Here is a 24392-nt window from a genome sequence, read left to right as displayed (position 1 = left end):
GCCTACCGCGCGGCGGTTCCCCCGCCCAGCGGCGCCGCGGCGAACTCCGCCATGCCTTCGGCGAAGGTCACTTCGGGTTGCCAGCCGAGTTCGGCGACGAGCCGTGCGGAAGAGGCGGTGATGTGGCGGACGTCGCCGAGCCGGTAGTCGCCGGTGGTGCGCGGGCTCGGCCCGCCGTAGGCCCGCGCCAGTTCCGCGGCCATCTCGCCGACCGTGTGCGGGGTGCCGCTGCCCGCGTTGTAGGCGGCCAGGGTGCCTGCGTCACGCACTGCGGCCGATTCCAGGGCCGCGGTGTTGGCGCGGGCGATGTCGCGGACGTGCACGAAGTCGCGCCGCTGGCCGCCGTCCTCGAAGACGGTGGGCGCCTCGCCGCGGGCCAGCGCCGAGCGGAAGAAGGAAGCGACCCCGGCGTAGGGGGTGTCGCGGGGCATGCCGGGTCCGTACACGTTGTGGTAGCGCAGCGAGACCGCGCGTCCGCCGGTGGAGCGCGCCCAAGCCGCGGCGAGGTGCTCCTGGGTGAGTTTGGTGGCGGCGTAGACGCTGCGCGGGTCGGCGGGCGCGTCCTCGCCGACCAGGCCGGGTGCCAGTGCGGCGCCGCACACCGGGCAGGGCGGCTCGAACAGCCCGGCGGCCAGGTCGGCGGGGCGCCGCGGGCCGGGGCGGACGTCGCCGTGCTCGGCGCAGAGGTAGCGGCCTTCGCCGTAGACCGCCATCGAACCGGCAAGGACCAGCTCGGCGACACCGGTGCGCGCCATGGCGGCCAGCAGCACGGCGGTGCCCAGGTCGTTGTTCGCGACATAGGCGGGGGTGTCGGCGAAGTCGGGTGTCAGCCCGACCATGGCGGCCTGGTGGCAGACCGCGTCGACGCTGCGCAGCGCATCCTGCACCTGTGCCTCGTCGCGGACGTCGCACCGGATCCACTCACCGGGGGCCTCGCCGGCGGCGGTGCGCTCGGGCGGCGGTTGGATGTCGAGCACGACCGCGTCGTGTCCGGCCTTGGCAAGTGCGGAAACGATATGGGACCCGATGAACCCGGCGCCGCCGGTGACCAGTATTCGCATGGGCCGACGCTACGCGCCCGCCGGCCGCGGGCGGTACGGGGCGCTTCGGGCGGTCCCGCGCGGACCGGTACCGGATTGGGCCCGCCGGGGATACCGCTGGGGTTGCGACATGGCAACAGCGCGGGCCGCACCCTCGATCCCGCCCGCCGGTACGCGGCAGGATCGCCCCATGTCCCTGAGTGAACGCCGCGCACCGGTCGAGGCCCTCGACCTCGGAATCCCGCGCCTGTACCGGGAGGAACTCGTCCAAATCGCCAAGCTCATCGAGGACGAGTGCGACGAACTGGAGATCGCGTTCCACGACGACCGCGAGCGCACCGGCGACCGGCCGGCCGACTTCGCCGACTACCACGCCGCCCCGCAGGCCCCCGAGCGGCTCGACCGGCTGACACTCACCGGCCGGCGCGGGACCACTGAGCTCACCGCGGCCTTCGCGCCGAAGGAGGCCCGCGTCCTGGTTACGGCGCCGGACCAGTCGGCCCGCGGTACCGCCGGCCTGATCCGCGACATCTGCCACCGCAACCCGGCGACCAATCGGCGCAGGCGGACCTTCATCGTGACGTTGGCCCTGGTCACCTACGTCTTGGGCATGCTGTTCATCGCGGTCACCACCGGCAGTGCGGTCGTGGTGGCCGCCTACGCGCTCGCCGTGATCGCGGTGCCCGTCGTGTCGGTCGGCGCCCTGTACCTCGTCGACCTCTTCGGGATCTACCCGGTGGGCGACCGGGTGACGCTGATCAACGCCCCGCGCGCCCTGCGCCCCACGCACCTGCAGAAGTACGGCCGCACCTATCTCAGCCACGCGGTAAGCCTGACCCTGGGCGGCATCATCGGCTACGCGGTCAACCAACTCCCTTCCCTCTAGTCGCACCCACCGCCACCACCGCCTCCGTCGGGGACCTCCTCGGCGGGCGGGGCGCCCAGGCCGGCGGACACGCGGGCGCAGACCTCGGCGACCTGGGGCCCCAGTTCGCGCACGCGGGCCGGGGGCAGCTGGCTGACCAGCGCGGACACACTGATCGCGGCGACCGGGTCGCGGTTGTGGTCGAAGACCGGGGCCGCCACGCACCGCACCTCCGGCTCGTTCTCGCGGTCGTCGATGGCGTAGCCGCGCCGGCGCACCCGCCGCAGCTCCTCGTGGAAGGCGCCGGGGCCGGTGATGGTGTGCCCGGTCGCCGGCGCCAGGCCGTCGGCGAGGACGTCGGCGACCAGGTCGGCCGGTGAGAACGCGAGCATGGCCTTGCCGACCGCGGTGCGGTAGGCCGGCATCCGCGCGCCGATGCGCGAGGCCATCCGCACCGTGGTGGTGTTCTCGACCTTGTCGGCGTAGACCACGTCGCGGCCGTCGAGCAGCACGAGGTGGCAGGTGTGCCCGGTGCGGCGCACCAGTCCGCGCAGGTGGTTGGCAGCCACCGAGCGCAGGTCGAGCTGGTCCAGGTAGGCCTGCCACAGCGACAGGGCCGCCGCGCCCAGGCGGAACCGGCCGCTCGCGCCGTCGCGGTCGAGCAGGCCCGCCTCCATGAGCGGGGTCGCCAGCCGCAGTACCGAACTCTTGTTGATCCCGACGGCTTCGGCGAGCTCGGTGAGGGTCGCGCCGCCGCTTCCGGCCGGCAGCGAACGCACGAACTCGACGATGGCCAGCGCGCGGCGCAGCGACAGCGAGTCGTTGCGCCGCGGCTCGGCGGGGGCGCTCATCCCTTCACCGCACCTCCCAGCCCCGAGGCCAGTCTGCGCTGCACGAACAGGAAGAACACCAGGACCGGCAGCGTCATCAGCACCGACCCGGCCATGATGGCGCCCCAGTCGTTGCCGTCGGGGCGGAAGAACGACAGCAGGGCCACCGGCAGGGTCTGGTTCTCCTGGGCGGAGATGATGAACGTGGTCGCGAACAGGAAGTCGTTCCAGGTCATAATGAACGCGAAGATACTGGTGGCGACCACGCCCGGCGCCGTTAGCGGGAACAGCACCCGCCACACGAACGACAGGCTGTTGGCCCCGTCCAGCCAGGCAGCCTCCTCCAGCTCCCGCGGTACCGCGGCGACGAAGCCGCGCAGCATCCAGATCGCCAGCGGGATCGCGAAGGCGGTGTGCACGAGCACCAGGGAGCCCAGGTGGTTGAGGCCCAGTTGCGGGACGGACTGGCCGATTCCGCGCATCAGGAAGAACAGCGGGATGGTCAGCGCCTCCACCGGTACCATCTGCGCGATGAGCACCATGATCAGCAGCGTAGCGCGGGACCGGAAGCGGTAGCGGGTCAGGGCGACCGCCGCCAGGAACGCGCACAGGGTCGAGAACACGACCACCGCGGCGGCCACGCCGAGGCTGTTGAGCAGGTAGCGGCCGAAGTCCTCCACCAGCAGCACCCGGCGGAACGAGTCCAGCGTGGGCGCGAGCGTGTAGGGCGCGGCTTCGCCCGCCTCCAGTGCGGTGCGGGGCCGCAGCGCCGAGAGCAGCATCCAGTACAGCGGGAACGCCACCGCAGCGGCTATCAGCAGCCCTGCGGCGTCGGTGCGCAGTCGGCGGAGCATCACAGCACCTCCCCTTGGCGGCGCAGTGCGCGCAGGTAGAGCAGCGAGATCGCCAGCAGCAGCACGGTGGTGACCACGCCGATGGCCGAGCCCAGGCCGTACTGGCCCGAGGCGAAGGCCTGCTGGTAGGCGTAGACGTTGAGCACCAGGTTCTGCCCGGCGATCCCGCCTCCTTGGGTCATGATGTAGATCTGCGTGAAGATCTTGAAATCCCAGATGATGGACTGGATCGTCACGACCGCCATCGCCGGGCGCAGCATCGGCAGCATGACGCTGGTGGCGATCCTGCCGGTCGAGGCGCCGTCGAGCCGCGCCGCCTCGATCACCTCACCGGGGATCGCGCGGATCCCGGCGTACAGGGTGACCATGACGAACGGGAACGAGCACCACACCACCTGGCTGAACACCAGCCCGAAGGCCGACCACTTGGTGTAGGTCCAGGAGTGCCCCTCGAACCAGCCCATCCCCAGGGCGGAAAGGGCCTGGTTGACCGGGCCCAGAGTCGGGTCGAACAGCAGCAGCCACACCGCGCTGCCGGTGACCGCGGGGGTGGCCCAGGCGCCCAGAGCCGCCAGGAACAGCAGGGTGCGCACCCACGGCGACAGCCGGGTGGCCAGCACGGCCAGGCATCCGCCGAGCAGGAGGGTGCCCACCACGCAGGCGCCGGCGAAGACGACGGTGTTGCCCAGCACCTCCCAGAACCGGGGGTCGCCCAGCAGGGTGCGGTAGTTCTGCCAGCCGGTGAAGTGCAGCGGCTCGGCGCCGGTGACCTGCGGCTGGCGGTAGTCGTAGAGGGAGACGACCAGGAGCTGGTAGAGCGGGTAGACCAGCAGCGCGCCCAGCACGGCCAGCGCTGGCGCCAGGTACATCCACGGTTCCAGTCGGCCGCCCCGCCGCAGTTTGGCGAGACTGCGCCCGGCTGCGCGCAGCGGCGGTGCGGGGGTGCCCATACGTGCCGGTCACTCCCCGCCGAAGGCCTCGTCGAGGGAGGCCGCGGCGTCGTCGGCGGCCTTGTCGACCGACGCGTCGCCCGAGGCCGCCCGTTGGACCATGGTGGGCAGCACGCCTTCGGCGTCGATGGCCGCCCATGCGCCGGTGACGGGAACGAACCGGGTGCCGGCCTCCAAGGTCTCGATGAACGGTGCGGCGTCCTTGTCGGCGGCGGCGACATCGCTCTGCACCCCGCTGAGGGTGGGCAGGTTGCCCATGGCCTCGTACATCCGCTGCTGGTACTTCTTGCCGGCGAGCAGCTTGGTGAACTCCACCGACAGGGTGCGGTGGTCGGTTCCGGCGAGCACGCCGAGGTTGTTGCCGCCGGCGAAGGCCGGGGCGACGGATCCGGGGTCGGTGCCGGGCAGCGGCACGACGGCGGTGTCCTCGGCAACCTCGCTGTCCTGGACCGCGTTGAGGTTGAAGTTGCCGCCGATGGTCATGGCGGCCTTGCCCGCGACGAAGTTCTGCACGCTCTCGTTGCCGGTCATCTGCGCGCAGGTCTGCGGCGGGCACACGTCCTTGGACAGCACGTCGGTGTAGAGGTCCAGTCCGGCCTTGGCCTCGGGCGAGTCGATGGCGGCGGTGTAGGAGCCGCCGTCCTGCTCGGCGATCGCGCCGCCGTGGGCCCACACGAACGGCAGGAACCCGTAGGTGTAGGCGCCGCCGCTGGAGAGCCCGAGCATATCGGGCTTTTCGGCGCGCACCTCGCGTGCGGCCGCGACGACCTCCTTGAGGGTCTGCGGGGTGTCGATGCCCAGTTCGTCGAAGACGTCGGCGCGGTAGAACAGGGCGCGTACGCCCAGGAACCACGGCACGCCGTAGGTGCCGCCGTCGACCCGCGCGGTGGCTGCGACGTCGTCGGCGAGCTGTTCGCCGGCGTCCCAGTCGGCGAGTTCGTCGCTGATGTCGGCAAACCCTCCGGCCTCGACGTAGCCGGCCAGGTCGGTGTTGCCGTACTCGGCGACGTCGGGCGCGGAGGAGGGGTCGTTGAAGGCGCCCTGGAAACGTTCGGCGCGGGTGTCCACGGGGATGTACTGGACCTCGACGGTGACTCCTTCGTGTGCGGACTCGAACTCCGCGACGGCGTCGTCGACCACCTTCTCCTTGGGTTCCTGGTCGACTTCGGAGAACAGCCACACGCGCAGGGTGCCCTCCATGCTGTCCGCACCAGAGCCGGCGTTGTCGGTCTGGGCAGGGGCGCAGGCGGCCAGCAGCACGGCCAGCCCGAGCAGGGCACCGGCGCGCATCGGGCGGGGGTATCGCATCAGAACTCCTTCGCCTGGGGGTATGGGGCGAGGTCCGGACCGCCGGTGCGGGCGGTCCGGTTGGTGCATACCGGTCTATACCGGAATCCCCAGAACTTAGGCAGGTGGAGGGGTACGGCTGAAGGGCCCGGCGCCAAGATTGTGCGCTGCACAACAGGTGGACGCCTATGCGGTACGGCCTGCCGGGCGGGCCCGGTTTCCGTACTACCTGACCGTCAATCCGCCATCGACCTGCAGCACTGTGCCGGTCACCCAGCGGGAGTCGTCCGATGCGAGGTAGACGGCGGCTTCGGCCACGTCCCCGGGTTCGCCGATCCGCTGGGCCGGGTAGGCGTCGCGGACATAGCGCTCGTGATCCGTGCGCCGAGCCTCGGTCATCTGCGCCAGATACGCGCGTTCGAATGTGGGCGTACGGATCGAGCCGGGTGCGATGGCGTTGGCCCGCACCTGGGGGCCCAGCTCGTTGGCCAGCGCCTTGGTGAGCGAGTTGAGCGCGCCGCGGGTGGCCGAATAGACCGAGGACGGGCGTCCGGCGACCATTTTGTCCGACCAGTAGCTTGAGATGTTCACGATCGCGCGCAGCCGTTCGTGCAGCAATTGGGTCAGCAGGACCGGCACGCGCAGGTTGAGGTGCACCATCTCGTCGAACTGGGATTTGGTGAGTTCGGCCAGCGGCGGCATGTGTGCGAGACCGACGTTGTTCACGAGCACGTCGACGTCCAGGGACTCAACGGCGGCGACGAGTGCGTCCTCGTCGTTGAGGTCGACGGCAACGGTGCGCGTGTTCGCCAATGCCACGGCGTCGAGCTTGCGCCTGTCGCGTGCGAGGAGCACGAGATCCGCCCCTTCTCGCGCGAATGCCGTGGCGACGGCAAGACCGATCCCTTCGCTTCCGCCGGTGATCAGCGCGGTCTTTCCGGTCAGACGGTCCATCGGGTCTCCAAGGAGGCTGGTTGGCGGTTGCGGGCGGTACGGATACCGGCGGCGGCATCGCTGCCGGCAGCGAACCGGAACTCTAGACGGAGAAGCCTTCTCCGTCTAGAGTAGGACGCATGGCAGAACTGCGGGCAGACGCCCGGCGAAGCGAGGCGGCGCTGGTCGCGGCGGCGCGAGAGTCCGTCGCGAACGTCGGGCTCGGCGTGTCGACCAACGAGATCGTCAAGCGGGCCGGTGTCGGACCGGCCACCTTCTACCGGCGCTTCCCGTCACGGCAGGCGTTGCTGGAGACGGTCTTGCTGGAGGTGATCGGCGAGCTCGAAGACAAGGCGCGGGACGCGCTCGGAGATCCCGATCCAGGAGAGGGGTTCGCCCGGCTGCTGCGGGCACTCACCCTGGCCCAGGTGGAAAACAAGGGGCTGTCCGACGCGTTGGCCGCGCAGGGCGGCAGTCCGGCGACCGACGGGGCGCGCGACCGGTTGCGCGATCTCATCCGCCGGACGACCGAACGGGCGCAGCGGGCCGGCGCCGCGCGCCAGGACCTGTCCTGGGCCGACGTACCGTTCCTCGCCGCCGCCGCGGCGGGGATGGCGCAGAACTGCCTGGACCTGCCCGGCGGCACCGCGCAGCGGGACCGGGTACTCGCCGTCCTGCTCGCCGGGACCGCGGATTCGGGCGGCCGCGAACTCCCCGGGAAGCCCGTTACCGGCCCAGCGTGAATCGCCCCGCGTGCGACCCGCGGGGGTGCGTCTGCACATCGACGCCGATGGCACCTAGCGGCTCACGCTGACCGGCGCCGCAGCGGCCGAGCACTTCCGCGCCGGGCTCGAAGAGGTACTGTCGCCGCTGGTGGGCACGCCCCGCTACATCATCGCCCGCTACCGGCTCGGCCGGCCCCGCGACCCGGCGGGCGGGCGCGCGGCGGCCGTCGCGTTACTGCGCGGCGCCCCGGCCGCCAACCCGGCCGCCTACCACGCCGTGCCCGCGCTACTGGCCCGCAACAAGGCCGGCGCCCGCGCGTTCGCCCGGGCATGGAACCGGTGGGTCTCGGGTGGCGAACCGCTCTACACCGCCGCTTCCCCGAGCGCCGACCTGCTGCGCCTGCACTACGGCACCGAAACCAGCGGCCTGACGGCCGCGAGCCGGCTGACCTGGTTCCAGCTCCGGATCAAGACCGGTGCCGGCCGCGGTACGGCTCCTCGGTGCCCGCAGTCGCCGACCGTTACCATTCAGCACCATTCTGCTGCATGCACGACAATACAGAGCAGGGACCCCGGTCCCCGGTTTGCGATCCCCCGCCTGCCCCTGGCCGCCGGACCGCTTTCGGGCCGGAGCGCGCGTCCCCGGCGCGCCGAGTGAACGGAGCGCCATCATTCTCATTCTGACCAACACCGAGGCCGGCAGCGCCGACGCCGAGCTGCTGCGCCGGATCGCCGCGGAACCGGGCACCGACGCCGAGCCGGTGTTCATCGCCGAACCCGGTGACCTGGACCGGACTCTCGACAGCGCCTCCCCCGACCGCGCGCTGGTCGTCGCCGGCGGCGACGGCAGCCTGCACGCGCTGGCCAATGCCCTGTACCGGCGCGGCGAGCTGGCCGAGCGCACCGTGGGTCTGCTGCCCATGGGTACCGGCAACGACTTTGCGCGCACGCTCGGCATGCCTTTGGAACCCTTCACCGCCGCGGCGGCCCTGCGCGCGGCACACCCGCGCCCGCTCGACCTGCTCGCCGACGACACCGGCGAGGTCACCGTCAATGCGGTGCACCTGGGTGTCGGCGCCGAGAGCACGCGGGCTGCCTCGCGCTGGAAGCGGCTGCTGGGTCCGGCCAGCTTCCCGGTGGGCGGGATCGTCGCCGGGTTTGCGGCGCGCGGTTACCGGCTGCGCGTCGAGGCCGACAGCGAGGTGCTCATCGACACCGACCACAAGGTGCTCATGGCGGGCCTGGCGAACGGGCGCTATATCGGCGGCGGAACCGGACTGCTTGCGCCCGGCGCGGAGCTGGACAGCGGGCTGATCAGCCTGGTGGTGTCGCGCTCGCGGGGGTTCACCAAACGCGCCGTCCACGCGGTGCGGCTGCACCGCGGCACCCACCCGCTGGAGGTCGACGTCCACCACCGCCGGGTACGCCGGGTCACCGTCACCGGCGAGCCGTGCCCGGCCAGTGCGGACGGCGAGATGCGGGAGAACGCCACCGGCCGGAGCTGGCGCGTGCTGCCGGGCGCGTGGCGGTTCCTCGTACCGCCCGGGGGCGGTGCCGGGCCGGAGTAACGCGGCCGGGACCGGGCGGGTTCCCCGCTCGCCCGCCGCCCCGCACGCTTGTCGGTGATCATGCGGGAACGCCCGTCCGAGCTTTGGAATCCGGGCGGTTCCGCATGATCACCGCGGTGCGCCGGGTGGGATGGACCAGGCCGCTACCGCCGCAGGACCAGGTGCACGGGAACGTCGCCGACGACGGTGCTCATGGCCCGGTGGACCTCCTGCAGCAGGGACTCGGGCACGATGCCGGCCGCCCGCCCCTGCTGCGCCTCTTGCTCGGCCGCGTTGAGTTCGCGCATCGCGCCCTGGTTGTCGCCCATGCCGGACAGGATCCAGCCCAGCAGCACCTGGGCGCGCACGCGGCCGGAGAGGTTGCTCAGCCCCCGGTAGCCCTCGATGGCCAGCATGGCCTTTGTCCTGGCCTCGCTGTAGTACCTGCCCTGGTAGAGGGCTTCGGCGGCGTGGCGCCAGGCGCGCGCCTGCCACCATCCGTGCCCCAGATCACCGAAGCCTTTGGCTGCCGCCTCCATGTCGAGCAGCCCCGCCTGCATGTCGGTTTTCACCCGCAGTTCGCCCAGGATGAGCAGGGTGCGGTAGCTGCCCCAGTCGTCTCCGGCCTCGGTCAGCAGCCGGTGCGCTTCGTGCACCAGCTCGACACTGGCTTCGGCGGTCCACCGGGTCTGGTCCTGCGCCAACCGCTGGGCGGCCCCTTCAGCCGACCACCGCCGGATTCCGTTCTCTTCGACGGTGCAGGCGGGCCAGTGCTCCTTGCCGAGCAGGGTGCATGCGGTCCGGATACGCTCGCTTTGCCATTCTTCGGCGAGCCGGGCGTATTCCGCTGCGGTCCAGGAGCCCAGTGTCCGGCGGAAGACGTGCTCGTCGATCCGCTCCCGGCGTTCCTTGCCGCGTTCCGGGGAGAACACCAGGTCGCACTCCTCGTACTGCACCCCCAGCCGCGAATGGTCCAGGCGGCCCAGGGCGCGCAGGCAGCGCGCGCGGTACCAGGAGCCGCCGCCGGAACCTTTCAGCGCGTCGTGCACGGCCGAGAGGGTCAGCCACGCCTCCAGGTCGCGCTGCATGTGGCCGAGCACCTCGCCCAGCAGCAGCCCGGCCTTGGCCGCCTGCTCGGTGTCGCCGAGCGAGCCGAACTCGCGGCGGGCACCGGTGAGCAGTTGGTGTGCCCGGACGAAGTCGCCGCGGAAGCGGTTGAGCTCACCGAGGTTGCACAGGGTGCGGGCGCGCCACCACCGCTCGCCGCGCTGGTCGAACACCGCCGCGGCGCTGCGCAGTTCCCCTTCGCCGGTGTCGCGGTCGCCCAGCCGGTAGAGGTTGACGCCGACCGCCCGGGCGGCGCGCGCCGCCCAGCGCTCGTCGCTGTCGGCCAGCGATGTACGGGCCTCGCGTGCCAGTTCGACCGCTCGGCCGTGGTAACCCTCGTTGCCCGCCAGCTCGGCCCGTTCCAGCAGGCTGATGCCGTAGGCGGTGCCGCCCTCCATCTGCAGCGCCAGTTCGGAGGTGCGTTCCAGTGCCGCGCGCCAGTCGGCCCAGTAAACGCGCCCGGCGCGGCAGTGCGCGGCCAGCGCCCGCTGCAGCCGCCATTCGACGGCGAGCGGCTCGCTGCTGTGGGCCGACTTCACACACGACTGGATCTGCTGGCGCTCATCGGCGAACCATTCGTCGGGCCGCTCGGTCGCCTCCAGCCCCAGCCGGGGGTCGGGCACAAGGGCGGGCAGGTCGGGTTCGGTGAAACCCCATTCGCGGGGGGCGCGGCGGATCGCGGCGTGCTCGGCGAGCCAGGCGCAGCTCACCAGCAGCCGGTCGATCGCCCGGGCGGTTGCGGCCGCCGCCCAGTGGCGCCGCTCCGACTGCGCGACGCCCAGCCTGCGCGGACTGCTGCGCTGCAGGATGGAGTTGAGCTCCTTGACCGGCCGGTAGCGCATGGAGGCGTCGGCGCTGGGGGCCCGGCGCAGCAGGTGGCGGTTGCACAGCTCTTCCAGCAACTGGCCGGCCTCGGGCACCGGCCTCCCCAGCAGCGCGGCGGCGGCCCAGGGGGCCACCGCGGTCAGTCCGCTGCGGGCCAGGCGGGCCAGCAGCAGCTGCTCGGCGGCGGGCCGCTGCCGGAACAGCATCCGGAACGCGGTGTCGACGCTTTGGTCGGTGAACAGGTTTTCGCCGCCGTCCTTGCGCAGCTCCTCCAGCAGTTGGCGGGTGCTGACCCCGTTCTGCAGGATTCCCCGGCACAGGGCCAAGGAGAGCGGGCGGCCGCCGCACTCCCGGGCGATTTCGGCGAGGTCGCCGGCAGGCGGCTGTCCGCCGCCGCTGTGGCCGTCGCGGTCCTGCAGCATCAGGGCGCCGTCCTCGGTGGACAGCGGGCCGAGCGGGTGGAGGTGCACGTACATGCGGGCGTTGGTGAGCGCGCGGGTGCTGGTGATCAGCACCGCGCACTGTTCGCCGCTGGGCAGCAGCGGCTCGACCTGGTCGAAGTCCTCGGCATCGTCGAGGATGAGCAGCAGCCGCCGGTCGCGGGTGAGCGTGCGCCAGGTGCGGCGCAGTGCCGGCAGTGGGATGTCGTCGCGCTGCGGCGCCGCACCGATGCTGCGCAGCAGCTCGGCCAGCACCTTTTCGGGTTTGCGGGGAGCGCGTGCGGCGTCGGTGCCGAAGAGTTCGCAGCGCAGTCTGCCGTGCGGGAAGTGCTGCCGGACGCGGATGGCGACCTGCGCGGCCAGCTCGGATTTGCCGATCCCCGGTTCGCCGGTGACGGCGATCACCAGCGGGCCGGTCCGCTGCTGGGCGGGAACGGCACCGCTGCCGCCGCGGCGCCGCCAGAACCGGCCGCCCTGCCGGTCCGCACCGGTCAGGGCCGCGAACCGGCGCAGGATGGCGGCGGCGTCGCCGTCGCGGCCGACGAACACGGGGCTGCCGATCTCGACGTCGTCCTCGGGGCGCTGGGGCACCGGGGATGCGGGCGGTTCCGGCTCGCCGCCGGTACCGTCGGCGCTGCGCCACATGCGGATCAGTTCGCCGACGGCGCCGAGAACCCCGGCGGCGGCGCCGCCGGAGAGGATGGTCGTCCAGGGTGCCTGGGGGAAGACGTCGCCGAGGACCGCCAGCGCGCCGGCGCATCCGCCGATGACGACCAGTACGAAGGTCCGTCGCCAGCGCAGGCGGAACCTGTTCCGGCCGGTTTCGTCCGCCCTGCTGTTCGCCGGCATCGGGACCCTTTATGCTCCTGTTCGTTCTGGCGCGGGCGCCGGTCCGGTGTGCCGCGGCCGGTCGCCCCGCTGGCGGGGAAACCGAGTTTCGGCCCCGCAGCGGCGGGTGTCCAGCCGCCGGAACCGTCCCGGTGGTGAATTCACCGATGCTTCACCTGCGGCCGGCGCGCGGCATTGCCGGGCACTGCGGGAATCCGCCGGCCCGCGGGTCCGCCAGAATCCTAGCCTTCCCGCGTTTCGGGACGATCTACTCGAACAGCCGGAAATCGGGAAGCGGAGGCGGAAAACCTGCGGCAACGTCGACCGCAGTGCCACCCCGTTGCGGCGATGACCTGCGGTTTTCCCACCGATCGCGGTAGTGCTGGCCGGAAGCGGCCATGCCGGCCCGCCCTGCCGCGGAAGGAACCGGAAGAACGTGCAGAAGCGCGCGAAGCGCCGAGCGGAACCGGGGCGGAGGTACCGGCAGAATCCGGAGAAGGGACTGGCGTTCGGGAAGTCGGGCGCCGCGCGGGTGATTCGCGCCGGCCGGGTCAAGGGATCCGCGAGTGGTCTACACCGCACTGCGCCGTAGAGGGGAAGAGGGAGGGCACCGGCCGGGCGGGCGGCCGGAGAGGCGGAATCGGTCCGGAGAAAGCCGCGAACAATACGGAGGCGGGCCGGCGGCCCGCCTCCGAAGACTTCGTGTCACCATCGCGGCTCGCTCAGTGAGCAGCCTCGTATTCAGCGACGATCTCAGCAGGAATACGCCCGCGGTCGTTTACCGACTTGCCGGCCTGCTTCGCCCACGACCGGATCTCAGCGGCCCGCCGACTGCTTCCGGCGCCTTTCCTGCGCCCCTGGCCCCTCCGGCTGGTCTGCGAGGTCTTGCGCGCACCACTCAAATACGGAGACAGCGCCTCGCGGAGCTTTTTGGCGTTGGCGGAACTGAGATCGATCTGATAGCTCTTTCCGTCGATGCCGAACTCGACCGACTCGTCGGCAGTGCCGCCGTCCAGGTCGTCCACGAGCAGGACTTCAACCTTCCGAGACATGTCGTTACCTCGATCTCCTCAATCAGCACTGGCGGATTCGCACCGTCGGTATCCACTATAGGAAATAACCCAAGAGAATCCAAACAGAGGGGGGCTTTACCTTTGTTTCCCCCTCGCTTTTCAGCTATTCCCGCCTTGATGGAGTGCACGGAAGGCGCGGTGTACACCGGTGTCGGCCGGTTTCACCGCTGTCCGCTGGTGTCCAGTCTTGTCCGACCGCGCCCGGATGCGGCCGACTGTCCCGCCGCACCCGCCCCTGGCATGCGCCGCCCGGTTTTTCGCGGTATCCCCGTCTTGCCGGATGGGCCGGATCCGGCCGTGCCCCGCGCTTGTCCGGCCGCCCGTGCCTTCGCCGGCGGTCTGCCGGGCGGCGCCGGCCACTGACCTGCCGGGCGCGCGGCGCGCTGCTGCGGAATCGCCGCCGCAAAGCGTCCCCGCGGGCAGCCGCGGCTTATTATCCTCTGATTACATGCCGACCATTGACCGCTCGTCGCCCATGCCGTTCTACCACCAGCTGAAGCAACTCCTGCTCGCAGAGATCGAACGGGAAGGGCTGGGGCCGGGCGACCGCATACCCGGCGACCACGAGCTGTGCCTGGCCTACGACGTCTCCCGCACCGTGGTGCGCCAGGCGCTGGCCGAACTGGAATACGCCGGCGTCGTCGAGCGCGTAAAGGGCCGGGGCACCTTCGTCGCCCCGCCCAAGGTCACCGAGGGCCTGGCGCAGTCGCTCACCGGGCTGTTCGAGGACGTGGCCGCACGCGGCTCCCACCTGCGCAGCCAGGTGCGCACGCTGGAGGAACGCCCCGCCGACTCCCAGGTCGCCGCCGACCTGGGCATCGAGGCCGGCGCACCGGTGATCCACCTGGAGCGGCTGCGCTTCGTCGACGGCCTGCCCTGGGTGCTGACCCTGACCCGGCTGCCGGCCGGCATCGCGCCGGGGCTGCTGGAGGAGGACTTCACCGAGCAGTCGCTCTATGCGCTACTGGAGGACAAGTACGGGGTGCGGTTGGAACGCGCACGCCGCACCATCGAGGCGGCGGTTGCGCACAACGCCCTGGCGAGCAGCCTCCAGGTCCCGGTCGGCGACCCGGTGCTCGTGCTGCGCAGTGTCAGCTCCGACCCGGCCGGAACCCCGGTCGAGAGCTTCGCGGCCTTCCACCGCGGCGACCGCAGCCGGATGGAGGTCGAACTGGCCCGCGGCCCGGCACCGGCGCGCAGCCCGATGATGGTCGTCACCGACTGAGCGCACCCGCCCCGCACCCCGCCGCATGCCGCCACGGGGTGATCCGTCCCACTCCAAGTATTGCTCTGCCTGTCATTACAGGACTAGCACTCATCCGAAATCTCGGCGCAGCAGGCCGGTAACCGCCCGTGTGCGGAACCGGCCGCCGCGGACCGGGCGCGGCCCCGTGATCCGGCCCATCGCCGCGAGGATCTCGGCCCGGTTGGCCGATCATCGGTCCGATCCGGGCCCGCGCCGGCGCGCCGCCCGCCTCTGCGGGAGGTGCCCGGTGATCGGGGGCACCGGAAGCGTGCTTGGGTTCGTCGGGGTCAGCACCGCGGGCTCGTCTATCCAGCGGGGCTTCTCCGGCCGGCGAGCGGCTGTTCGAGCGTTTCGTGGCCGATCTCACGGTCGGTGCCCGCACCGGCTCGCCGCGCGGGACCGGTGCGGTGCGGGCCGGGGTGCTGGAGGCGGGCATCGGCTACTGGTCGGTGACACCGTTCGAACGCCGGGCCCTCGCCGCCGTCGCCGCTGCACACAGCGCCACGGGCGCGCCGGCCACGGTCCACCTGGAACATGGCAGCGCCGCGTTCGAGGTGCTGGAGATCCTGGGCGCGCACAGGGCCGCGCCGGAGTCGGTGGCGCCGGCGCACATGGACCGCAACCCCGCCCCGGGGCTGCCCGCGGAACTGTGCGCGAGCGGGGCGTTCGTCGGCTACGACGGCATGGACCGGCACCGCGAGCGGCCCGACTCCGCCCTCATCGCGTGCCTGGTGGCCGTCGTCGACCAGGTCGGACCGGCACGTATCCTGCTGGGCGGCGACGTGGCCCCGGGGGATGCCGGGACTGGACCATCTGCCGCGCCGGTTCGTGCCACCGCTGGAGGCGGCTGCCGGGCCCGCGGCGGTGGCTGCGATGCTGGAGGGCAATCCGGCGGCGTGGCTGCGCTGGCGCCGCACCTAAAACCGCTGCACAGAAGCGGTGGGATGATGGGAGAAGAATGGCGTTGACGTCCGAGCCGACCGCGGTCCCGCGGCCGCAAGCGGTGCTGTGGGACATGGACGGCACACTGGTCGACTCCGAGCCGCTGTGGGGCATCGCCCTCGGCGAGGCGGCCACCGAGCTGGGCCGCCCCCTCGACGCTGAGGTCCGCGAGGCCATCACCGGCACCGACGACCGGACGACCATGCGCCTGCTGGCCCGCCACACCGGCGCCTCGCTCACCGACACCGAGCTGGATGCGCTGCACCAGCGGATCGTGGCCCGGGTGGGCGGCCTGCTGGAGGCGGAGGTCCCCGTACTGGAGGGCGCGTTGGAGGCGGTGCAGGGCCTGCGCGCGGCGGGGGTGCCGCTGGCGCTGGTGACCTCTTCGCCGCGGCGGGTGGCCGAGATCTCACTGGCGCAACTGGGGCGCAGCCTGTTCGACGCGGTGGTGACCGCCGAGGACGTCGCCGAGCGCAAGCCCGACCCCGAGCCCTACCTGCTGGCCGCCCGGATGCTCGGGGTGCAGCCGGAGAAGTCGTGGGCGGTCGAGGACTCCCCCAGCGGGGCGCTTGCCGCCGAGCGGGCGGGCTGCAGGGTGCTGCTGGCCCCGGGCGCCATAGCGGCGGCCCGCGGGCCGGGGCGCGTGGAGCTGGCGAAGCTGTCGGAGGTGCTGGCGGTGGGCGCCTGAGAACGCCGGCCGCCCGGCCGGTTGCTCACCCGGGGTGCCCGCCGCTGTCGCCGGTTCCGCCCGCGCCGCCGGTGCCGCTCTGGTAGACGAGGTCGGTGTAGTCGGGGTGGCGCTCGATCCAGCCCTTGACGAAGGGGCATACGGGCAGCACCGCGAGTCCGCGGCGGCGCACGTCGTCGAGCGCACCGCGCACCAACTCGCCGCCGACACCCTGCCCCTCGTACCCGGGGTCGACCTCGGTATGGGTCAACACCGCGAGCTCGTCGGTCAGTTGGTATTCGGCGAACCCGGCGACGGTGCCGCCGGTGCGCGCCTCGTAGCGCTTGCGTGCGGGAACGTCGGTGACTTCCAGGTCCATGGATCCTCACCCGGTCCTGTCGTAGGCGGTGCCGCGGTACCGCGGCGCGTTGGCGGTGCGCAGGGCGCCTGCGTGCGGTGGTGTACCGCGCCCTGCGTCTGCGCTTCCCTGCTGCCGCTGCCCGCAAAAGCCGGTGCGCAACGCGGCCCGGCGGCACGGACACGCCCCGGGCAAAATGAAGGAGGCGCCGCCGCAGCGGCGCCTCCCGCGGCCCCTCCCCTCCTTCAGGGCCGGCATCCGCGGGCCCGCCCCGGCGAGGGCGGACCGCGCTGGACCCATGATCGTTACTGCCCAGAAAAATAATACATACGCATCAAACTGCGCGATGGAACAGCAATGCCGCCAATCCCCGCAGACGGCGCGCCGGCCCGCCGCCGGACCCGCTCCCACCGCACCAACACACCAACGGCATTACCTGCTATCACTCCAAAGCGTTAATATCCGACCACGATGGGAATTCATGTGGTCGTGCCCGGAAAAACCGGAGCGGCCGGAGCACGGGCAGTGCCCACCACATCCGGCGGACCACGGCACCACGGAGCAGGCGTGAGCGGATCCCATGCGGCGGGCGGCGGCAACGGCGGCAACGGCGGCAACGGCGGCAACGGCGGCAACGGCGCAGATGTGATCGTCGCCGAGCACCGCACCACGCGCCGCGCGGTGCTGGCCGCGGCGCTGGGCAACGCCACCGAGTGGTACGACTTCGGTGTCTACAGCTACCTCGCGGTCGTCATCGGCGCCGTGTTCTACCCCTCGCAGACCCCGGCCGTGCAGCTCATCGCGACCTTCACCACGTTCGCGGCGGCCTTCCTGATCCGCCCGGTCGGCGGCATGTTCTTCGGTCCGCTGGGCGACCGGATCGGGCGCAAGCGCGTGCTGGCGGTCACCATGCTCATGATGGCGGCGGGCACCTCGGCCATCGGCCTGATCCCGTCCTTCGACACCATCGGAATCGCCGCGCCCGTGCTGCTGCTGACCGCCCGGCTGGTCCAGGGGTTCTCCACCGGCGGCGAATACGGCGGTGCCGCGACCTTCGTGGCCGAATACGCCCCGGACCGGCGGCGCGGCTTCCTGGCCTCGTGGCTGGAGTTCGGCACCGTCAGCGGCTACGTCAGCGGCGCGCTGCTGGTGACCGTGCTGAGCACACTCCTCGGCGACGACGCCATGCTGGCCTGGGGCTGGCGCGTCCCCTTCCTGGTCGCGCTGCCGCTGGGCGCGGTCGGGCTCTATCTGCGGCTGCGGCTGCAGGACACCCCGATGTTCGGCACCGCGGCCGCTTACGGCCCGGCCGCGGACAGCGCGGCCGCCACCGGCCGCAGCACTGCGGGCACCGGCGACTCCGGCAAGCGGCCCGGCCAGTTCCGCGCCACCATCGTCGAGCAGTGGCGGTCGCTGCTGCTGTGCGTGGGCCTGGTGCTGGTGTTCAACGTCAACAACTACATGACCACGTCCTACATGCCCACCTACCTCAGCGCCGAGCTGGGCTACAGCGCCACCCACGGCCTGCTCATGGCGCTGGCCGCCATGGTGCTGATGCTGGTGGCGGTCACCGGGGTGGGGCGGCTGAGCGACCGGTTCGGCCGCCGCCCGGTACTGATGTCGGGCAGCATCTGCTCGATCGTGCTGGCCCTGCCGGCGTTCTGGTTACTCCAGCTGGGTTCGGCGGCCGGTGTGCTACTGGGGATGGCGGTGCTCGCGCTGGTGCTCGTGCACTTCTCCGGCACCGCGCCGGCGAGCCTGCCGGCGTTCTTTCCCACGCGGGTGCGCTACGGCGCGCTGGCCATCGCGTTCAACGTCTCCGTCGCCGTGTTCGGCGGCACCACCCCGCTGGTGGCCGAGGCGCTGGTCGATGCCACCGGCAACCCCTATGCTCCGGCGCTGCAGCTGATGGCGGCGGGCGCGGTGGGCGCGGTGACCGTCGCGCTGATGCGCGAGACGGCCAACCGCCCCCTGCCCGGCGCCCGCGCGTCGGTCACCCCGGGCGAGACACCGCGTCCGGACTCCGGCCCCGGCTGAACCGCTGAGCCGCTGCGCCACCGGCCGCCGCAGCCGCCGCCGGCCGCGGCGGCCGGTGGCGCTGCAGGTCGGCCCTGCCCCTGCTAGCGCCGCCAGTCGGGGCGGACGCTGCCGCGGGAGGCCCGGCGGCCGCTGCTCTTGCCCTGCTGCTTCTCGCGGATGCGCATCGTCAGCTTGATCGGGCTGCCCTCGAAGCCGAAGTCCTCGCGCAGGCGGCGTTCCAGGAACCGGCGGTAGTTGTCCTCCAGGAACCCGGTCGTGAACAGCACGAACTGCGGCGGCCGGGCGTCGGCCTGGGTCGCGAAGAGGATCTTGGGCTGCTTGCCGCCGCGGACCGGGGGCGGGGTGGCCGCGACGATCTCCTTGAGCCAGCTGTTCAGGCGGCCGGTGGAGATGCGGGTGTCCCAGCCGGCCAGGCTCGCCTCCAGCGCGGGCACCAGCCGCTCCACGTGCCGGCCCGACTTGGCGGAGATGTTGACGCGCGGCGCCCAGGAGACGCGCGAGAGCTGGCGGTCGATCTCCTTCTCCAGGTAGTAGCGCCGCTCCTCGTCGAGCGTGTCCCACTTGTTGAACGCCAGGACCAGTGCGCGGCCCGCCTCGACAGCCTGCTCCACGACGCGGATGTCCTGCTCGGCGAGCGGTTCGCTGACGTCCATCAGCACCACGGCGACCTCGGCCCGCTCCAGCGCCGAGGCGGTGCGCACCGTGGCGTAGTAGTCGGCGCCCTGCAGCGACCGGAAGCGGCGGCGGATGCCGGCGGTGTCGATGAACATCCACGGGCGCCCGCCCAGCTCCACAAGCTCGTCGACGGCGTCGCGGGTGGTGCCGGCCGCGGAGTCGACGACGACGCGGTCCTCGCCGGCCATCCGGTTGAGCAGGCTGGACTTGCCGACGTTGGGCCGGCCGACCAGCGCGATCCGGCGCGGCGCGTTCTCGGAGTCGTCCTCGCCCTGGGGTGGCGCATCGGGCAGCGCGGTGGTGACGGCGTCGAGCATGTCGCCCGTCCCGCGCCCGTGCAGGGCGCTGATGGGGAACGGCTCCCCCACGCCGAGGTTCCACAGCTCCAGGGCACCGGCTTCCTGGAGTTCGCCGTCGACCTTGTTGGCGGCGAGCACGACGGGTTTGCTGGTGCGGCGCAGCACCCGGACGACGGCTTCGTCGGCGTCGGTGATGCCCACGGTCGCGTCGACGACGAACACGATGGCGTCGGCGGTCCGGGCGGCGTACTCGGCCTGGCCGGCCACCATGCCCGCGAGCCCGGAGGCACCGGTCTCCCAACCGCCGGTGTCGACCAGGGTGAACTGCCGCCCTTGCCACACGGCGTCGTAGGCGACGCGGTCGCGGGTGACACCGGGCACGTCCTCGACGACCGCCACCCGGCGGCCCAGGATGCGGTTCACCAGGGAGGACTTGCCGACGTTGGGCCGGCCGACCACGGCGACGACGGGCTGGACCCCGACGTCCTCGGTCTCCTCGCCGGCGCCTTCCGGGAAGTCATCGCGGGCAGGGTTGTAGTCATTCATTGCTTCGCTCCCGGTTTCACCGCTCCGCGCGCCCAGGATGATGCGTGCCGCGGAGCGGAATGAAGGGCCGCGCCCGCGTATCGGGGCACGGCGGTCCGGCCGGTGCCGCCGCCGACGCGCTGCGTCCGGTCGGCCGGCTCCGGCCCAGGGTCTTTCATATATCTAGGGCCGCTGTCCGGCGGTTCCGGCAGGCGGGTGCCTCCGCCCGCCGATCGCCTGCTGCTTCTGGTTGTCCGGATCGGCGTGCCGCCGCTTGCCGCACGCCGCCACCCGGCCGTTCGGCCCCGCCCGCAGGCCCGCGGACCGGCCGGGTCGGCCGCTGGCCGCCCAGCCGCCTAAATCGCCGCGGAGCTCTCGGCCCGCTCGGCCGCCGCGACCGCCCGGTCGATGAGACCGGCCACGATCGCCACGACCTCGTCGAGCCCCAGGCCGGTGGTCTCCAGCTCCAGGGCGTCGTCGGTGCGGGTCAGCGGGGAGTCGGCGCGGCTGGAGTCGAGCAGGTCGCGCCGGGCGAGGTCGGCCTGGGTGGCGGTGACGTCGGTCCCGCGCACTTCGCCGCTGCGCCGGTGCGCCCTGGCCTCGGCGCTGGCGGTCAGGTAGATCTTGACCGGCGCATCGGGGGCGACAACGGTGGTGATGTCGCGCCCCTCGACAACGATGCCGGCGGTTCCACCGGTCCGGCGGCGGGCTTGGGCGATGATGGCGCGCTGCATCGCGACCAGCCGCTCGCGTACAGCCGGCACCGCGCTGACGGCGCTGACCTGCGCGGTGACCTGCTGTGTGCGGATCTCACGGGCAACGTCCGTGCCGTCCACGTGGACCGTGGGAGCGGCGGGATCGGTACCCATGCTGATGTCCGGGCGCCCGGCCGCTTCCGCGACGGCTGCCGCGTCGTCGACGTCGACCCGGTGTTGCTGCATCCACCAGGTCATGGCCCGATACATCGCCCCGGTGTCGAGGTACCACAGACCGCGTGCCGAGGCCGCGCCCTTGGCCGTGCTGGATTTGCCCGACCCGGAGGGACCGTCGATGGCGACGACGATGCCCTCAGCGCTGTCCTGCCCGCTCACGTGGTGCTCTCCTTGGGGTGTACTGCATCCATCTCGTCTCAACGGTTCAGCCTACAGGCGCCCGCGCACGGTCGGCACCGCCGAGCAGCGGACCCGCCCCACCGGGTGCTCACGCGTGCACCGAATAGCCGCGTTCGGTGAGCACCCGTGCGAGGTGATCGGCGGACTCGGGCAGCACCGACAGCTGGGCCACCCCCAGCGGCAGGCCGAACGAGTGGTCCAGGCGCAGGTCCTCGATGTTGACTCCGGCCTCGCCGGCGGCGAGGAACAGCCGCCCCAGCGAGTTCGGCTCGTCGGGGATGAGCACCGGCACCACCGCGTACTCGGGTGCGCGGCGGGCGCCGTGCTTGCCGGGGACGCGGTGGTGCCCCCGCACCCCGCGTTCCAGCAGACCGGTGACGGCCTCGGGCCGCGCCCCGCCGCCCGGGTCGGCTTCGCGCAGCGCCGCGGCCGAGGCGGCGAGGTCGGCGGCGACGGCCTCCAGGACCTCGGCGACCGGGCCGCCGTTGTGGCCGAGGATCTCCCACCACAGCCGAGGATCGCCCCCGGCGATGCGGGTGACATCGCGCACGCCCTGCCCGGCCAGCGACAGTGCGGTGTCGTCGCCCTCCAGCAGCCGCGCCGCAACGGCCGCCGCGGCGACGTGCGGGGCGTGCGAGACCAGGGCGACGGCGCGGTCGTGGGCGGCGGCGTCGATGGGCACCGCCTCAGCGCCGCACAGCCGGATCAGATCGCCCACGGCGGCCACCGCCTGGGGGTCGGCCTTGCCCGTGGGGCACAGCGCCCAGGAGCGCCCGAGGAACAGGTCCGAGCGGGCGGCGCTGGGGCCGCTGCGTTCGCCGCCGCCCATCGGGTGGCCGGGGACGAAGGTGGACATGTCGCAGCCGGCGGTCTCGGCGGCGCTGACCACGCTGTGCTTGACGCTGGCGGCGTCGGTGTAGACGTGGGCCAGGCCGCGGTCCTGGGCGCCGCGCAGCACGGCGGCGATGGCCGAAGGCGGTGCGGCGATGACGGCGATGTCGGCGGGGCGGTCGGGGGCGCCCGCGCCGAGCGGGGTGCCGGCGCCCAGTTCGCAGGCCATGCGCAGGGCCGCGGGATCGGGATCGCTGAGGGCGACCTCGGTGCCGTGCTCGCGCAGCGCGAGCGCGATCGAGGTGCCGATCAGCCCGGCGCCCACGATCACCGCTCGTTCGATCCTGCCCACGCCGCTCCCCTGTTCCCTGTCCGCTTCTACCGGTCGCTGTCCGAGGTCCGTTCGATGGTGCCGGTGCAACTGCGCTTGCCTGCCGCTGCCGGCGTGCCCGGTGCGCCGCGGCGCACCGGGCGTAGGGGTGCGCCTGCGCCGCCGGGCCGCCCGGAGGTCCGGGCCGGCGCCGGCGGTGCCGCGGTACATGCCGTCTCTCCAGCGTAGGCCACCCGCCGGATGCCCGGCGGCGGCTACTGGGCGATGTCCATCCGCAGCGCCTGGGCGCCGCGCAGGTAGACATGGTGCAGCTCGGAACGCGATTTCGCGGTTTCGACGTGGGCCATCAGCCGGACGACGCGCGGCAGGGCGTGCGGGACGGCGATCTCGGTGGCGCACATCAGCGGGACGTCGGTGAATCCGAGCTTGCGCGCCGCCAGCGCCGGGAATTCGGAGGTGAGGTCGGGGGTGACGGTGAACAGCACGCTGATCATGTCGTCGGCGGTCACCTCGTTGCGCTGGAGCACCTCCGACACCAGCTCCGCGGTGGCTTCCAGGATGAGATCGCGCTCATCGGCCTCAACCTGCACCGCGCCCCGGATCGCTCGTACTGCCACTGTCGCCCGCCCTTCGGTCCTGAAGATGGGCCCCCGCCCGCAGTGCGGGCCGCAGGCGGGGGTCCCGTCGCTGGTTACATTCCTGCGGCAGTGTAGAGCTCGCTGACCTCGCTGGAGGTCAGGGCCCGCATCGTGCCCGGCTTGAGGGTGTTGATCCCGACCGGACCGATCTGCGTGCGGGCGAGGTCGACCACCGGGCAGTCGACGGCGTCCAGCAGCCGGCGCACGATGTGCTTGCGGCCCTCGTGCAGCTTGACCTCAAGCAATGCCCGCGGTTCGCCGTTTTCGACGATCCGGAAGGAGTCGACCTTCACCGGGCCGTCGTCGAGCTCGATACCCGCGCGGATGTCGCGGGCCACCGTGCGCGGAACCGGCCCGGGCACCTTGGCGAGGTAGGTCTTGACCACCTGGTAGCGCGGGTGGGTCAACCGGTTGGCCAGCTCGCCGTCGTTGGTGAGCAGGATCAGGCCCTCGGTCTCGGTGTCGAGCCGGCCCACGTGGAACAGGCGCTCGTCGGTCTGCCCAGTGTAGTCGGCCAGCGTGGGCCGGCCCTCGGGGTCGGACATGGTGCTGACCACGCCGCGGGGCTTGTGCAGCGCGAAGTACAGCTTGTCGGGCGAGACGACCACACGCATGTCGTCGACCCGGATCTCGGACTTCTCGGTGTCGACGCGGGCGCCGAACCGGCGCACGATGTGGCCGTCGACACTGACCCGGCCGGCCACGATCAGTTCCTCGCTGGCGCGCCTGCTGGCCACACCCGCCTGGGCCAGGGCCTTCTGCAGCCGGATGCCGCCGGGAACGTCCTTGTAGGCGTCGCGGTCGTCGCCGGGCTTGTCCTCGTCGCGGGGGTCGTACTCCGAACGCAGCGTCTTCAGCCGCGAACGGGCCGCCGGGGAAAGCTCCTGCTCGGCGCGGCCCCCGCCGCGGGGCACGTTGCTGTCGCGGAACTCGCGGGCCGCGGGACGGCGGCCGGCGGCACGGAAACCGCCGCCGCGTTCTTCGCGCCGGGAGTACACGCGCGAGGACGGGCGCTCGGCACGCTCGCCGCCGCGCTCCGCGCGGTCGTCGGAGCGCCTGCCGCGGGCCGAGCCCGCCGCTGCGCCACTGCCGGAACCGCGCGCCGCACCGCGCCCGCCCTTGCGGTCGTCCGTGCCCTGCCTGCGGTCGGCACCGGGCCGGTTCTTCCGGTCGTCGCCGCTCTTGCGGCCCTGGCCGGCGCGTTCGCCGGAACCGGACCGCTGCGACGGACCGGCGGAGCGGGAGTTCTCGGCACGCTCACCCGAACCCGACCGCTGGGCCGGGCGCTCCGAGCGGGATTTCTCCGAGCGCCGCACAGGGTCGCGCTCGCTGGTGCCGCCGGACTGCGCGCGCCCGGGACGGGCGGTGCCCTGCCGGCGGCCGCGGCCGGGGTCGCGGTCATCGCGGTGCACGATGCGGGGCCG

General features: G+C 72.5%; 22 protein-coding genes. 8 read left to right on the top strand and 14 right to left on the bottom strand.

Features of this window, described 5'->3' with window-relative positions; translation table 11 throughout:
* Positions 1-2 precede the first annotated feature (2 nt).
* Positions 3-1061, bottom strand: a complete 1059-nt coding sequence (locus tag ACYVD5_RS07105; protein ID WP_461000119.1) for an NAD-dependent epimerase/dehydratase family protein — start codon at positions 1059-1061, stop codon at positions 3-5.
* Between the two features lie 169 nt (positions 1062-1230).
* On the opposite strand from ACYVD5_RS07105, the gene ACYVD5_RS07100 reads away from it, so the two are divergent.
* A complete protein-coding gene (locus ACYVD5_RS07100; RefSeq protein WP_461000118.1) occupies positions 1231-1926 on the top strand; it encodes a hypothetical protein in 696 nt (231 codons plus the stop codon).
* Here the strand turns inward: ACYVD5_RS07100 and ACYVD5_RS07095 are convergent.
* From ACYVD5_RS07095 to ACYVD5_RS07075, 5 genes are all read right to left on the bottom strand, one after another.
* Entirely contained in the window at positions 1923-2756 is an 834-nt protein-coding gene (locus ACYVD5_RS07095) for an IclR family transcriptional regulator (RefSeq protein WP_461000117.1), read from the bottom strand. The two genes, ACYVD5_RS07100 and ACYVD5_RS07095, sit on opposite strands and share 4 nt — an antisense overlap.
* Positions 2753-3589: a carbohydrate ABC transporter permease gene (locus ACYVD5_RS07090; protein WP_461000116.1), complete on the bottom strand. Its 837-nt coding sequence runs from the start codon at positions 3587-3589 to the stop codon at positions 2753-2755. Before ACYVD5_RS07090 ends, ACYVD5_RS07095 begins: the two co-directional genes overlap by 4 nt.
* Positions 3589-4539, bottom strand: a complete 951-nt coding sequence (locus ACYVD5_RS07085) for a carbohydrate ABC transporter permease (protein WP_461000115.1) — start codon at positions 4537-4539, stop codon at positions 3589-3591. The genes ACYVD5_RS07090 and ACYVD5_RS07085 overlap by 1 nt, the downstream gene beginning before the upstream one ends.
* A gap of 9 nt (positions 4540-4548) precedes the next feature.
* Positions 4549-5847 carry an extracellular solute-binding protein gene (locus ACYVD5_RS07080; RefSeq protein WP_461000114.1) on the bottom strand — a complete coding sequence of 433 codons (1299 nt, stop codon included), beginning with the start codon at positions 5845-5847 and terminating at the stop codon, positions 4549-4551.
* 204 nt (positions 5848-6051) lie between these two features.
* Positions 6052-6780 carry an SDR family NAD(P)-dependent oxidoreductase gene (locus tag ACYVD5_RS07075; RefSeq protein ID WP_461000113.1) on the bottom strand — a complete coding sequence of 243 codons (729 nt, stop codon included), beginning with the start codon at positions 6778-6780 and terminating at the stop codon, positions 6052-6054.
* A gap of 119 nt (positions 6781-6899) precedes the next feature.
* On the opposite strand from ACYVD5_RS07075, the gene ACYVD5_RS07070 reads away from it, so the two are divergent.
* The 3 genes from ACYVD5_RS07070 (at position 6900) to ACYVD5_RS07060 (ending at position 9052) form a co-directional block, all read left to right on the top strand.
* A complete protein-coding gene (locus ACYVD5_RS07070; RefSeq protein ID WP_461000112.1) occupies positions 6900-7502 on the top strand; it encodes a TetR/AcrR family transcriptional regulator in 603 nt (200 codons plus the stop codon).
* Between the two features lie 130 nt (positions 7503-7632).
* Entirely contained in the window at positions 7633-8142 is a 510-nt protein-coding gene (locus ACYVD5_RS07065) for a hypothetical protein (protein ID WP_461000111.1), read from the top strand.
* The gene (locus tag ACYVD5_RS07060; RefSeq protein ID WP_461000110.1) at positions 8069-9052 is read left to right on the top strand and encodes a diacylglycerol/lipid kinase family protein; all 984 of its coding nucleotides are present in this window, start codon (positions 8069-8071) and stop codon (positions 9050-9052) included. The genes ACYVD5_RS07065 and ACYVD5_RS07060 overlap by 74 nt, the downstream gene beginning before the upstream one ends.
* A gap of 143 nt (positions 9053-9195) precedes the next feature.
* Here ACYVD5_RS07060 and ACYVD5_RS07055 read toward each other — a convergent pair whose 3' ends face one another.
* Together ACYVD5_RS07055 and ACYVD5_RS07050 are read right to left on the bottom strand one after the other, a co-directional pair.
* Positions 9196-12252, bottom strand: coding sequence for an NB-ARC domain-containing protein (locus tag ACYVD5_RS07055; protein WP_461000109.1), 3057 nt, complete (start codon positions 12250-12252; stop codon positions 9196-9198).
* Between the two features lie 701 nt (positions 12253-12953).
* Positions 12954-13283, bottom strand: a complete 330-nt coding sequence (locus ACYVD5_RS07050; protein ID WP_461000108.1) for a histone-like nucleoid-structuring protein Lsr2 — start codon at positions 13281-13283, stop codon at positions 12954-12956.
* A gap of 469 nt (positions 13284-13752) precedes the next feature.
* On the opposite strand from ACYVD5_RS07050, the gene ACYVD5_RS07045 reads away from it, so the two are divergent.
* The 3 genes from ACYVD5_RS07045 to ACYVD5_RS07035 all read left to right on the top strand — a co-directional run bounded on the left by ACYVD5_RS07045 (position 13753) and on the right by ACYVD5_RS07035 (position 16180).
* Complete coding sequence (locus ACYVD5_RS07045) at positions 13753-14529, top strand: GntR family transcriptional regulator (protein ID WP_461000107.1); 777 nt, start codon at positions 13753-13755, stop codon at positions 14527-14529.
* A gap of 293 nt (positions 14530-14822) precedes the next feature.
* The gene (locus tag ACYVD5_RS07040; RefSeq protein ID WP_461000106.1) at positions 14823-15518 is read left to right on the top strand and encodes a phosphotriesterase family protein; all 696 of its coding nucleotides are present in this window, start codon (positions 14823-14825) and stop codon (positions 15516-15518) included.
* Positions 15509-16180, top strand: coding sequence for an HAD family hydrolase (locus ACYVD5_RS07035; RefSeq protein ID WP_461000105.1), 672 nt, complete (start codon positions 15509-15511; stop codon positions 16178-16180). Before ACYVD5_RS07040 ends, ACYVD5_RS07035 begins: the two co-directional genes overlap by 10 nt.
* Before the next feature lie 25 nt (positions 16181-16205).
* Here ACYVD5_RS07035 and ACYVD5_RS07030 read toward each other — a convergent pair whose 3' ends face one another.
* Positions 16206-16538 carry a GNAT family N-acetyltransferase gene (locus ACYVD5_RS07030; protein ID WP_461000104.1) on the bottom strand — a complete coding sequence of 111 codons (333 nt, stop codon included), beginning with the start codon at positions 16536-16538 and terminating at the stop codon, positions 16206-16208.
* A 624-nt stretch (positions 16539-17162) separates the two neighbouring features.
* On the opposite strand from ACYVD5_RS07030, the gene ACYVD5_RS07025 reads away from it, so the two are divergent.
* Positions 17163-18554: an MFS transporter gene (locus ACYVD5_RS07025; RefSeq protein WP_461000145.1), complete on the top strand. Its 1392-nt coding sequence runs from the start codon at positions 17163-17165 to the stop codon at positions 18552-18554.
* Between the two features lie 83 nt (positions 18555-18637).
* Here ACYVD5_RS07025 and der read toward each other — a convergent pair whose 3' ends face one another.
* The 5 genes from der to ACYVD5_RS07000 all read right to left on the bottom strand — a co-directional run.
* Positions 18638-20077, bottom strand: coding sequence for a ribosome biogenesis GTPase Der (gene der, locus ACYVD5_RS07020; RefSeq protein WP_461000103.1), 1440 nt, complete (start codon positions 20075-20077; stop codon positions 18638-18640).
* Positions 20078-20412: 335 nt separating this feature from the next.
* Positions 20413-21147, bottom strand: coding sequence for a (d)CMP kinase (cmk, locus tag ACYVD5_RS07015; RefSeq protein WP_461000102.1), 735 nt, complete (start codon positions 21145-21147; stop codon positions 20413-20415).
* Positions 21148-21256: 109 nt separating this feature from the next.
* Positions 21257-22351: a prephenate dehydrogenase gene (locus ACYVD5_RS07010; protein ID WP_461000101.1), complete on the bottom strand. Its 1095-nt coding sequence runs from the start codon at positions 22349-22351 to the stop codon at positions 21257-21259.
* A gap of 233 nt (positions 22352-22584) precedes the next feature.
* Positions 22585-22947, bottom strand: a complete 363-nt coding sequence (aroH, locus tag ACYVD5_RS07005; protein WP_461000100.1) for a chorismate mutase — start codon at positions 22945-22947, stop codon at positions 22585-22587.
* A 74-nt stretch (positions 22948-23021) separates the two neighbouring features.
* Positions 23022-24392: pseudouridine synthase (locus ACYVD5_RS07000; protein ID WP_461000099.1), on the bottom strand; the 1371-nt coding region annotated here is incomplete at its 5' end.

This window comes from Streptomonospora sediminis, assembly GCF_054778995.1.
Note: the sequence above shows the minus strand (reverse complement) of the source record. Positions and strands in the feature narration are given on the sequence as shown.

Coding starts and splice junctions, on each gene's coding strand:
- ACYVD5_RS07105 (WP_461000119.1), bottom strand. CDS start 1,061: ATGCGAATACTGGTCACCGGCGGCGCCGGGTTCATCGGGTCCCATATC.
- ACYVD5_RS07100 (WP_461000118.1), top strand. CDS start 1,231: ATGTCCCTGAGTGAACGCCGCGCACCGGTCGAGGCCCTCGACCTCGGA.
- ACYVD5_RS07095 (WP_461000117.1), bottom strand. CDS start 2,756: ATGAGCGCCCCCGCCGAGCCGCGGCGCAACGACTCGCTGTCGCTGCGC.
- ACYVD5_RS07090 (WP_461000116.1), bottom strand. CDS start 3,589: ATGCTCCGCCGACTGCGCACCGACGCCGCAGGGCTGCTGATAGCCGCT.
- ACYVD5_RS07085 (WP_461000115.1), bottom strand. CDS start 4,539: ATGGGCACCCCCGCACCGCCGCTGCGCGCAGCCGGGCGCAGTCTCGCC.
- ACYVD5_RS07080 (WP_461000114.1), bottom strand. CDS start 5,847: ATGCGATACCCCCGCCCGATGCGCGCCGGTGCCCTGCTCGGGCTGGCC.
- ACYVD5_RS07075 (WP_461000113.1), bottom strand. CDS start 6,780: ATGGACCGTCTGACCGGAAAGACCGCGCTGATCACCGGCGGAAGCGAA.
- ACYVD5_RS07070 (WP_461000112.1), top strand. CDS start 6,900: ATGGCAGAACTGCGGGCAGACGCCCGGCGAAGCGAGGCGGCGCTGGTC.
- ACYVD5_RS07055 (WP_461000109.1), bottom strand. CDS start 12,252: ATGCCGGCGAACAGCAGGGCGGACGAAACCGGCCGGAACAGGTTCCGC.
- ACYVD5_RS07050 (WP_461000108.1), bottom strand. CDS start 13,283: ATGTCTCGGAAGGTTGAAGTCCTGCTCGTGGACGACCTGGACGGCGGC.
- ACYVD5_RS07045 (WP_461000107.1), top strand. CDS start 13,753: ATGCCGACCATTGACCGCTCGTCGCCCATGCCGTTCTACCACCAGCTG.
- ACYVD5_RS07035 (WP_461000105.1), top strand. CDS start 15,509: ATGGCGTTGACGTCCGAGCCGACCGCGGTCCCGCGGCCGCAAGCGGTG.
- ACYVD5_RS07030 (WP_461000104.1), bottom strand. CDS start 16,538: ATGGACCTGGAAGTCACCGACGTTCCCGCACGCAAGCGCTACGAGGCG.
- der (WP_461000103.1), bottom strand. CDS start 20,077: ATGAATGACTACAACCCTGCCCGCGATGACTTCCCGGAAGGCGCCGGC.